Genomic DNA, 9,811 nt, shown 5'->3' with positions numbered 1-9,811 from the left:
GCAGGGCGCCGTGCCCGCAGGGCGCCGTGCCCGCAGGGCGCCGTGCCCGCAGGGCGCCGTGCCCGCAGGGCGCCGTGCCCGCAGGGCGCCGTGCCCGCAGGGCGCCGTGCCCGTCGGTTCCGACGGGCACGGCCGCCGGGCCGTTCCCGGTCGGCGATATCGGGTCTCCGGTCCGGCCGTGCGGGGCTCAGCCTCTGATGATCTTCAGGACCTCGTCCCGCACCTTCGTCATCGTGGCCTCGTCGCGGGCCTCCGCGTTGAGGCGGAGGAGGGGCTCGGTGTTGGAGGGGCGGACGTTGAACCACGCGTCCTCGGCGGTGACCGTCAGACCGTCGAGTTCGTCGATGGCGATGCCCTCGCGGCCCTCGTAGGCGGCCCTGACGGCGGCGAGGCGGGCGGCCTGGTCGTCGACGGTGGAGTTGATCTCGCCGGAGCCCACGTAGCGGTCGTACTCCGCGACGAGCCCTGAGAGCGGACCGTCCTGGCCGCCGAGGGCGGCGAGGACGTGGAGGGCGGCCAGCATGCCGGTGTCGGCGTTCCAGAAGTCGCGGAAGTAGTAGTGCGCGGAGTGCTCGCCGCCGAAGATCGCGCCGGAGGTGGCCATCTCGGCCTTGATGAAGGAGTGGCCGACGCGGGTGCGGACCGGGGTGCCGCCGTGCTCGCGGACGACCTCCGGCACGGACCAGGAGGTGATGAGGTTGTGGATGACCGTGCCGCCGCCGTGCTTGGTGAGTTCGCGCGCGGCCACCAGTGCGGTGATCGCGGACGGGGAGACCGGTTCGCCCCGCTCGTCGACGACGAAGCAGCGGTCGGCGTCGCCGTCGAAGGCGATGCCGAGGTCGGCCCCCTCCTCGCGGACACGCTTCTGGAGATCGACGATGTTCGCCGGGTCGAGCGGGTTGGCCTCGTGGTTCGGGAAGGTGCCGTCCAGCTCGAAGTACATCGGCACGAGCTCCAGCGGCAGGCCGGAGAAGACGGTCGGGACGGTGTGTCCGCCCATGCCGTTGCCCGCGTCGACGACGACCTTCAAGGGGCGGATCGAGGTCAGGTCGACGAGGGAGCGCAGGTACGCCGCGTAATCCTCCAACGTGTCCCGCCGCGTGATCGTTTCGGGCGTGGCATCCGAGCCCGGGGCACCGGAGTCGAGCCAGGACTCGGCGAGTTGGCGGATCTCGGACAGGCCGGTGTCCTGGCCGACGGGGGCCGCGCCCGCCCGGCACATCTTGATGCCGTTGTACTGGGCCGGGTTGTGCGAGGCCGTGAACATGGCGCCCGGCAGGCCGAACGCGCCCGAGGCGTAGTAGAGCTGGTCCGTGGAGCACAGGCCGATCTCGGTCACGTCGACCCCGCGCGCCGCCGCACCGCGCGCGAAGGCGCGGGACAGTCCGGGCGACGACGGCCGCATGTCGTGCCCGATCACGATGGCGTCCGCTCCGGTCACCTGGACGAAGGCGGCGCCGAACAACTCGGCGAGCGGCTCGTCCCACTGGTCCGGAACCACCCCGCGTACGTCGTACGCCTTTACGAGCTGCGACAGATCAGCAGTCACGGCCAACCCTCCAGAAGTCCACTTCGGTCACCCCAAACTACCCGTCCGGGCTGACAGCGGGCGGTGCCGAGCCCGAGTGGAGCGCATCCGTGACGTGCGGAACGGTCTCCGTCATCCGGGGGAAACCCGCCCGACCCGGGACAGCGTCCAGGACCGTCCCGGCACGCCGGGCGCGGTGGCCGGAGTCCTCTCGGGGCAGCATCCAGGAGAGGACGGCCGTGCTCTGGCCCACCACGATCAGACAGATGAGGAGCAGGAGTCCGAGGCTCCAGGGCAGCACCTTGCGCAGCAAATCGCCCTCGCGGCCGGCGAGCCCGACGGCCGCGTAGGCGATGGTCAGGTTCTGCGGCGAGATCATCTTGCCGAGGACACCGCCCGAACTGTTGGCGGCGGCGAGGAGTTCGGGCGGCACCCCGACTCCCGGGCGGCGCTCACCTGGAGAGCGCCGAAGAGGGGAGAAGACCGCGACGATCAGGGCGTACGGGGCGTAGGCGCGGGCGACTTCGCGGGGCGGATCCTGCTCGTCGAGTTCCTCGCTGCGCGTGCCGGTCAGGACCGACGCCCGTACGGACTCGGCGGCGGGCACGCGCGCGTGCGGTACGGCGATCAGGGCGGCGGCACCGGCCAAGGAGGCGCCGATGTCGGCGAGTTGCCCGGAGACGTAGTTCGAGGCGGCGAACTGGACGGCGGCGAAGGCCACTCCGCACGCCAGGGCGGGCACCCAGGTGTCCCGCAGTCCGCGCCCGCCGTCGAACAGAGCGACGAGGACCAGGGGCACGGCCAGCGCGAGCAGCGGGGTCTGCCGGCCCACCATCGAGGCGACGGAATCCAGTGGCAGGCCTGTGACCTGGGCGAGGGGCACGACCGGTGTGGCCATCGCGCCGAGGCGACCGGCGCGGTGTTGGCGACGAGCGCGACGACCACCGCGCGCACCGGGTCGAAGCCGAGGGCGACCAGCATCACCGATGCAGATCGCGACCGGGGCGCCGAAGCCGGCGAGGGCTTCGAGGAGGGCGCCGAAGCAGAAGGCGACACGAGTGCCTGGATGCGCGGATCGTCGGACAGCCGCCCGAACGAGTGGCGCAGGATGTCGAAATGGCGGGTGCGGACCGTCATCCGGTACACCCACAGGGCGTTGACGGCGATCCGCAGGATGGGGAAGGGACCGAACGCGGCGCCCTGGGTGGCGCTGGAGAGCGTCCGACCCACCGGCATGCCGTACGCGAGCCAGGCGACCAGCGAGGCCGCCAGAAGGCCTGTCAGGCCCGCCACATGGGCCTTCAGGCGGACGCCGCCGAGCAGGACCGGCACGACGAGGAGGGGCAGGGCGGCCACGCGGGCGGACAGGCCGAGCGAGTCGGCGACGGGTCGCAGCTCTTGGACGTACAGGGACGCCTCTCCGGATTCCGTGATGCGGAAAGCGATTTCTCACGGCATTCGGAATCGTCGCGTCCGCGACAACTTCACGTCAACGGGTGCGCGCCGCTCGGTGGAACCGGCCCCCGGGGAACGGGCGGTGGGCGCACGGCACTACGGCGAACTGCGGACCGGAGAGAGGGGCGCGGCGAGAAGAGCGCGGCGCGGAACGGCCAGGGTGCGGGGTGCGAGCCGGTGGAGCGGTGCTCAGTTGTCGGGGGAGCGCAGAATCCGCAGGTGGCCGCGGCGCGCGACCTCCATCGGGTCCACCGAGCGGGCACTGCCGCCGGCCTCCGCGGCACGTTTCTGCGGACGGGCCGCCTCGCGCACCGCGTTCGCCAGCGCCTCCAGGTCGTCGCCGCTGGGGCGGGCCGGACCGGAGGAGTCGGCGAGCCGGACGACCTCCCAGCCGCGCGGCGCGGTCAGGCGCTCGGAGTGCTGGGCGCACAGGTCGTAGCAGTGGGGTTCGGCGTAGGTGGCGAGCGGGCCGAGGACCGCGGTCGAGTCGGCGTAGACGTACGTCAGCGTCGCGACGGCGGGACGGCCGCAAGCGGTGCGCGAACAGCGACGTACAAGGCTCACGATGTTGGACGGTACCGCACTCTTGAGCGGGCCGCGACGACTCTCCCCCAGGTCACCCCACCGTGTCGTGGTGTGAGACGGCCCACACCGTTTTCCGGGCATCGGACCCTGACCTGGGGCGACATCGGGCCTCAGGATGCCGAACAGACCTGAATCCGGTCACCACTTAGTGCGAATCATGTCAATTGCCATGTCAGAGACGGTCTTGGAGGGATACGGAATCGAGCCCAATCTTGGCTGGAATGGTCATCGGGCGTCATCCAGTGCCATCGGGTGTCATCCGGAACACCTGCCGGGCCGGGTGCCGTCGGTCCGCCCGCCCGGCGGCGACCGGCGCGTGAGGCCGGGCGGCCGGGCCGGTCGGGGACTACTCTTCGTCAGTGATGGACAACCCCGTACCGCCCCGTGCCGCAGCAGCCGGTCCCCGTCGTCGTGACCGCCACGGCAGGGGCATGCGCGGCCCCGTTGCGCCGCCCCAGGTACCGCTCGCCGCGAGCCGTGCCGAAGTCTTCGCCGACCTGGTCCAGGACTCCGTGGAGCGGCTGGAGCGACGCTGGCCGCAGCTCGCGGACATCGACTTCATGGTCCTCGAAGTCCCCCGCCTGGAGGGCTCGGGCGAGGGCTGGAGCGACGAGGCGGTGCCTCTGGGCGGCACGATCGCGGCGCGCGAGGGGCATCCCGCGCGCGTGGTCGTCTACCGTCGTCCGGTCGAGATCCGCACCAAGGGACGCGACGAGCGCGCCGCCCTGGTGCACGAGGTCGTCGTGGAACAGGTCGCCGAACTGCTGGGCCTGACACCGGAGACGGTCGATCCACGCTACGGCGAGGACTGAGAACGGACCGGACGGGTCCGATCGGACTCCGGCCGATCTGACTCCGGCCGATCGGACCGGACCGACTCGCACCGACCGGACCCGGACCGACGGAACCCGCACCGACTCCGACCTACCGGACCAGGCCCGCCCGGACCCGGACCATCGGACCACGATGAAGCAGACCCGGGACCGATCACCGGTCCTGGGTCACTGCTTGAGCAGCACCGAGAGGTCCTGCCGCGCTTCCGGCACCGAGACCGTTCCGCGGTCGTCCGGGAGGTTCTGGATGGTGAAGCCGGGAACGCCTTCCTGGGTCACCGCGAGCATCCGGGAGGCGTAGACCGGGCCTCCGGAGACCGGCTCGACGGTGAGGGCGTACGTGCCCTTGAGACCGCTCGGGACGGGTGCCGCGACGTTCTCGGTGGTCCCGCCCTTGATGGTGAACGTCTTCGAGACGGCCGTACCGCCCTGGCTGCCCGCTGACGCCGTGACCCGGACCGTGGCTCCCCCGGCGGGGGCGGTCACGGCGAGCGTGGACCCCTTGGCCTTGTTGTCCGCGACCGTCGCGCGCGCGCCGACCGGGGCGGTGGCCGGAATGAACGCGGTCTCCTGATCGGCGCCCTTGCCGCGCACCACCCGCAGGGCGGCGACGATCGGCACGGAGGAGCCGGTGGGCGTGAGCACCAGGGAGCCCGCTTCGCCACGGGTGAGGTCCCCGAGGTCGACGGCGGAGGTCATGCCGGCCTTCACGTGCAGCGTCTCGTTCCCGGCCGGGGTGATCAGCCCCGAGGGCGAGGCGAGGCGCACCTTCAGGTCGGCGTCCGTGTCGCCGGGCACGAAGGCGACGAGGCGCACCGAGGTGGCGTCCTTGGGGATACCCGGCATGACGAGGCTGCCCGCGGGATCGGCGGCCGCGGCCAGCCAGTCGCCGCCGGTCTTGTCGTCCAGTGCCTGGACAGCGGCTCCGACGCGACCGCTGCGGACCGTCACATGCACGGTGAGGTCGGTCTGCGCGTCGCCGGTCAGCGTGTTCAGCAGGATCGGCTCGCTGGCGTGCGGCTGGACCGTGATCCCGTCGGCCACCGTGGACTTGAGCGTGCCGTCCTTGCCGTACAGCTCGATGTCGACGACGGCGGCGGAGTCGTCCGGGTTGGTCAGATGCACGAAGTCGGTGCGTGCCGAGGCGGTGCTGGCGCCCGGGAACCAGAACTCGGTGTCGGGGGCGGTGCAGTTGGTGCCGAGCAGGCCGCGCCCGTTGCCCGCGGCGACCTCCGTGGTCTCCTGAACCGTCCAGCCCGGCGCGAACTTGCCCGACGCGAGGCCCACGAAGGCGGGCGCCTCGGCGCCCGAGGTGGTTCCGGACGCCGGCTTGCCGGGATCCTTGGGCTGGACGACGGGCTTCGCGGTCTTGCCCGCGCTCTTCTTGCCGGCCGTGGAGTCCGCCGACTCCTCGGTGGCCGCCTGGAGTTGGGCCTTGCCGCTGCCGCTCGCGCCCTCCACGACGGGTGTGAAGGACGTATAGGCGGTGTCGGCGATGTCCGAGGTGCTCGGCTGCGGGCAGAGCAGGCTGGTGCGCTCCACGGGCAACCGCGCGGCCGTGCCGGCCGCGCTGTCGTGGGACGCGTCCGGCGCCTTGAGGGTCGCGAAGCCGGTGACGGCGGCGAGCGCGGTCGCAGCGGCGATCAGGGACAGGGTGGTGCGGTTCACTGATGGCTCCCGTCGGGGCGCTCACTGTCGGTGCCGTGCGGGGGCCGTGTGGGGTCGTACGCCGGGTCGTAGCCCTGGTCGCCCGTGTCGTAGCCCTGGCCCCGGGTGTCGTAGGCCTGGCCGTTCGCGTCGTAGCCCTGGCCGTAGTTCTGGTCGTACGCCGCGGTGCCGCCGTAGGCGTACGGGTCGTACTGGCCGCCCTGGTAGGGGTCCGCCTGGTACGGCTGCTCGTAGCCGCCCGCCGGGTACTGCTGCTGCCCGTCGTACCGCTCGCCGCCGTAGGTGTCGTACTCGGCGTTCGTGTAGCTCGGGCTGTCCCATTCGCCGTACGCCTGCTGGTGCGGGACGGCTCCGGCCGGGATCTCCTCGTCCTCGTCCTCGTCCTCTTCCGTGTCCGCCGGGAACTCGCCGTCGAGGTCCTCGTCCGACTCCTCGGACTCCGCCTCCGCCTCGGCCTGGGCACGCAGGCGGCGGGCACGGCGGCCGTCGCCCGTCATGTCCTGGGCGGGCACGACCTGCTCCTCGGGGAGGTCGTCGTCGACGTCCCGGCGCCGCCCGGGGAGGGCGAGCACCACGAGGACGAGGGCGAGCGCTCCCTGGGCCCACAGCCAGGCGGTGTGGCCCAGCGGGGCGTCGAAGGTGACATCCAGCCTGCCGCCGCTGGAAGGCAGTTGGAAGCCCTGGGCCCAGCCGTCGACCGTGGTGCGGGTGAGCGGCTTGCCGTCCAGCGTCGCCGTCCAGCCCGCTTCGGCGCTGTCGGCGAGCCGCAGGACGCGGCCGTCGGCTCCGGCGGGGATCGTGGTGTGCACCTCGACCGGTCCGGCGGCGATGGACTCCGGGTCGCCGGACGCGGGGACGATCGCGGCGCGCGAGACCTGCTGGTCGACGCGCCACAGGGCGCTGCCGTCCTGCTGGCTCAGCCGGGTCAGGCCCGTGGTGGCGTCCAGGACGCGGCTCACCTCGCGCGGCGCGCCCTTGCGGACCAGGACGTAGCGCACGGCGAAGCCGCCGAGTTCGTTGGCCTGGTCGGCTCCGGAGCCCGCCACGAGGTTCGCGACGACCTTGTCGAGCTTCTTGTTCTCGCCGTCCGCCGCGGCGAGTTCGGCGTCGCCGAGACGGGCGCCGGAGCCGCGGACGAGGACATAGGCGACCTGGGCGGCCGAGGGGCTGTCCAGGACGAGGGTGCGGGCCTGGTCGCGGGTGCCGCTCTCCTCGGCGACGAACGCGGGCACCTGCACCGGGTCACGGCGCTCCACGGGTCCGTCGGCGCCGCGGATGATCCATCCGGCGGCGACGAGCAGCGGGCCCGCGGCGCAGGCGAAGGCGATGAGCGCGGCCACCGGCTGGCGCCAGCCGAAGCTCTGTTCGGCGACACGCGCGCGTGCCCCGTCCGAGCCGACGGAGGCGGCGGCAAGCAGCGCGAGGCCGTAGACGAGGGTCGCGGGTCCTGCCCAGGTGGAACGGTTGGACAGGACCGCGAAGAGGAGCGCCACCACGGCGATGACCCACGCGGTCCGGATCCCGGCCTGGCGCTCGGAGCGCAGCAGGGCGGCGAGCGCGGCGAGAACGATGCCGAAGAGCATCAGCCCGCTGACCGTGCCCGGCCCGCCGGGGCTGGCGCTGAGCAGGTCGAGCGGGGTGGCCGCGCCGGCTCCGTAGTCCAGGCCGGCCTGCTTGAAGAAGCCGAACGGCAGCAGGGTCAGCGACCAGGGCGCGAGAACCAGCAGCGGGGTGCCGAGCTGGGCCAGGAAACGCGGTCCGTAGGCGGGGATCTCCCTGCGGCGCACCACGAGGAGCGCGATGCCGAGGACCAGCGCGATGGGCCACACGATCGGGGTGAACGCCGTCGTGAACGTCAGCAGCAGGGCGTACGCCCAGGTCGCGCGCCAGCTTCCGCGCGCCCGGGAGCCGTGTGCGAGACCGCTCGCCGCGATGCCCGCGCGCGCGATGAGCGGCAGCAGGATCGCGAGGACGGCGGTGCCGATGCGGCCGCCCGCGAGCGCGCCGGTGGCGGCCGGCAGGAAGGCGTACGCGACGGAGGCCCAGGCGCGCAGCAGCCGGGACTCGACGAGGGGGCGCGAGGCGAAGTACGCGGCGAAGCCGGCCAGCGGCACGGATCCCACGAGGAGCACGGTGACCGCGAGCCCGGTGGAGCCGAGGAGCGCGGAGGCCAGCAGCGCGACGATCGCGAGGTAGGGAGGGGCGGACTGGGTGGAGCCCGCGCCGACCGGATGCCAGCCGTCGAGGTAGCGCGCCCACAGTTCGGAGGAGTCGGCGGGCGCGGGCAGCAGCGCGCCGCCCGCGAGGGCTCCGCCGCCGAGCAGTTGGCGGCAGGCGAGGAGCGAGACGAACAGGAGCACCAGGAACAGCATCGGGCCGGGGTTGCGCGCGATGCGCTTGATCCGGGCGAACTGCTCGATCTCCAGGAAGTCGCCGTCGTCGCCGCCGGGTCCGGACTCGACGGCGCCTCCGTGCCGTCCGGCGCCCGTGGTGATGTCGGCGTCGGAGTCGCTCGTCAGATTGCCGGCGACCTGCTCCAGGGTGGCCCGCACGGTGGCGCCCGGCGGCGGGAACAGGGCCCGCAGCTCACCCTTGTCGACCTGCGGGCGGCCGCGCCTGCGCCGCCCGGCGATGATCCGCTCCGGGCGCAGCAGGGTGCCCAGGAGGCCGCGGATCTCGTCGACGGCCTGTCCGGGGACCTTGCCAACGAGGTAGGCGACCGTGCGCAGCAGGGTGCCGAGGACGAGCCGGATCAGGATCCAGGGGAGCTGCGCGGTGCGGGCGTTGACGAGGAGGGTGTAGACGGCGCCCGCTTTGTCGACCTTGTGCGGGGACGCGGAGGTGCGGCCCACGCAGTCGACGGCGCGGCGCTCGCGGGAGGCCGCCTCGGCGTGCCGTACGACGGCTTCCGGGGCGACGAGGACACGGTGCCCGGCGGCCTGGGCGCGCCAGCACAGGTCGACGTCGTCACGCATCAGGGGCAGCCGGCGGTCGAAGCCGCCGAGCTCCTCGAAGACATCGCGCCGGATCAGCATTCCGGCGGTGGACACGGACAGCACGGGGTGGACGTGGTCGTGCTGGCCCTGGTCCTGCTCGCGGCGGTCCAGACCGGTCCAGCGGCGGCCCGAGTTGGCGATGGTGACGCCGACTTCGAGGAGCTGCCTGCGGTCGTACCAGCCGCGGAGCTTGGGGCCGACGATGGCCACGTCCTGGCCGATCTCCTGCTCGTTCTCCACGACGCGCAGGAGCTGGGCCAGGGCGTCGGGCTCCGGGGCGCTGTCGTCGTGCAGCAGCCAGAGCCACTGCTCGGGTTCGCCGTGCGGGAGGTCCGGCATGTCGTAGGCGTCGTCGCGCCAGGTGCGGGTGACGGGGTCCCAGCCGCTCGGACGCTTGAGGTAGGGCAGGTCGTCCGGGGTCAGCTCGGCGGCGGTGCGGGACACCTCCTCGACGGCCTGGCCGAAGCCGGTGCGCCGTGCCAGGTGCAGCACGCGGTCGGCGCCGAGCGCCTCGGTGAGCAGCTGGGCGGATTCGTCCGCGCTGCCGGTGTCGGCCGCCACCGCGTTCTGCACGGGGCGGTCCTGGCCGAGCAGCCCGGCGAGCGCCTCGGGCAGCCAGCGGGCGCCGTCGTGGGAGACGAGCACCGCGGTCACGACGTGGCGCGGGAACTCAGGGGCGGCAGCGGCGTCGTTACGGGCTGCCGAATGGCTGTGCACGGACATCGAGGTACGGGCCCCGGTTCGAT

The 9,811-nt window shown here is 73.0% G+C and carries 6 protein-coding genes and 1 pseudogene; 1 reads left to right on the top strand and 6 read right to left on the bottom strand.

The genetic code is table 11. The annotated features are described in order from the left end of the window. Positions 1-187 precede the first annotated feature (187 nt). The 4 genes and pseudogenes from ACIQRL_RS12895 to ACIQRL_RS12880 all read right to left on the bottom strand — a co-directional run bounded on the left by ACIQRL_RS12895 (position 188) and on the right by ACIQRL_RS12880 (position 3,649). Positions 188-1,549: a phosphomannomutase/phosphoglucomutase gene (locus ACIQRL_RS12895; RefSeq protein WP_401330762.1), complete on the bottom strand. Its 1,362-nt coding sequence runs from the start codon at positions 1,547-1,549 to the stop codon at positions 188-190. Positions 1,550-1,586: 37 nt separating this feature from the next. Beyond that, positions 1,587-1,907, bottom strand: coding sequence for an L-lactate permease (locus ACIQRL_RS12890; RefSeq protein WP_401330861.1), 321 nt, complete (start codon positions 1,905-1,907; stop codon positions 1,587-1,589). A gap of 159 nt (positions 1,908-2,066) precedes the next feature. After that, positions 2,067-2,860: pseudogene (locus tag ACIQRL_RS12885) on the bottom strand (L-lactate permease); the annotation flags it as partial. A 312-nt stretch (positions 2,861-3,172) separates the two neighbouring features. Next, complete coding sequence (locus ACIQRL_RS12880; RefSeq protein ID WP_401330760.1) at positions 3,173-3,649, bottom strand: DUF3499 domain-containing protein; 477 nt, start codon at positions 3,647-3,649, stop codon at positions 3,173-3,175. Between the two features lie 281 nt (positions 3,650-3,930). Between ACIQRL_RS12880 and ACIQRL_RS12875 the strand changes: the two genes are divergently transcribed. Continuing rightward, positions 3,931-4,380: a metallopeptidase family protein gene (locus ACIQRL_RS12875; protein WP_401330859.1), complete on the top strand. Its 450-nt coding sequence runs from the start codon at positions 3,931-3,933 to the stop codon at positions 4,378-4,380. Positions 4,381-4,569: 189 nt separating this feature from the next. Here the strand turns inward: ACIQRL_RS12875 and ACIQRL_RS12870 are convergent, their stop codons facing one another. Together ACIQRL_RS12870 and ACIQRL_RS12865 are read right to left on the bottom strand one after the other, a co-directional pair. Continuing rightward, the gene (locus ACIQRL_RS12870) at positions 4,570-6,069 is read right to left on the bottom strand and encodes a DUF5719 family protein (protein WP_401330758.1); all 1,500 of its coding nucleotides are present in this window, start codon (positions 6,067-6,069) and stop codon (positions 4,570-4,572) included. After that, complete coding sequence (locus tag ACIQRL_RS12865) at positions 6,066-9,788, bottom strand: glycosyltransferase (protein WP_401330756.1); 3,723 nt, start codon at positions 9,786-9,788, stop codon at positions 6,066-6,068. Before ACIQRL_RS12865 ends, ACIQRL_RS12870 begins: the two co-directional genes overlap by 4 nt. Between the last annotated feature and the right edge of the window lie 23 nt (positions 9,789-9,811).

Source organism: Streptomyces sp. NPDC091209, from assembly GCF_044757755.1.
In the GTDB taxonomy this organism is placed as follows: domain Bacteria; phylum Actinomycetota; class Actinomycetes; order Streptomycetales; family Streptomycetaceae; genus Streptomyces.
Note: the sequence above shows the minus strand (reverse complement) of the source record. Positions and strands in the feature narration are given on the sequence as shown.

What these genes read in the sequence shown, in the direction of transcription:
- ACIQRL_RS12890 (WP_401330861.1), bottom strand. Translation starts at nt 1,907, where the DNA reads ATGATCTCGCCGCAGAACCTGACCATCGCCTACGCGGCCGTCGGGCTC.
- ACIQRL_RS12880 (WP_401330760.1), bottom strand. Translation starts at nt 3,649, where the DNA reads ATGCCCGGAAAACGGTGTGGGCCGTCTCACACCACGACACGGTGGGGT.
- ACIQRL_RS12875 (WP_401330859.1), top strand. Translation starts at nt 3,931, where the DNA reads ATGGACAACCCCGTACCGCCCCGTGCCGCAGCAGCCGGTCCCCGTCGT.
- ACIQRL_RS12865 (WP_401330756.1), bottom strand. Translation starts at nt 9,788, where the DNA reads ATGTCCGTGCACAGCCATTCGGCAGCCCGTAACGACGCCGCTGCCGCC.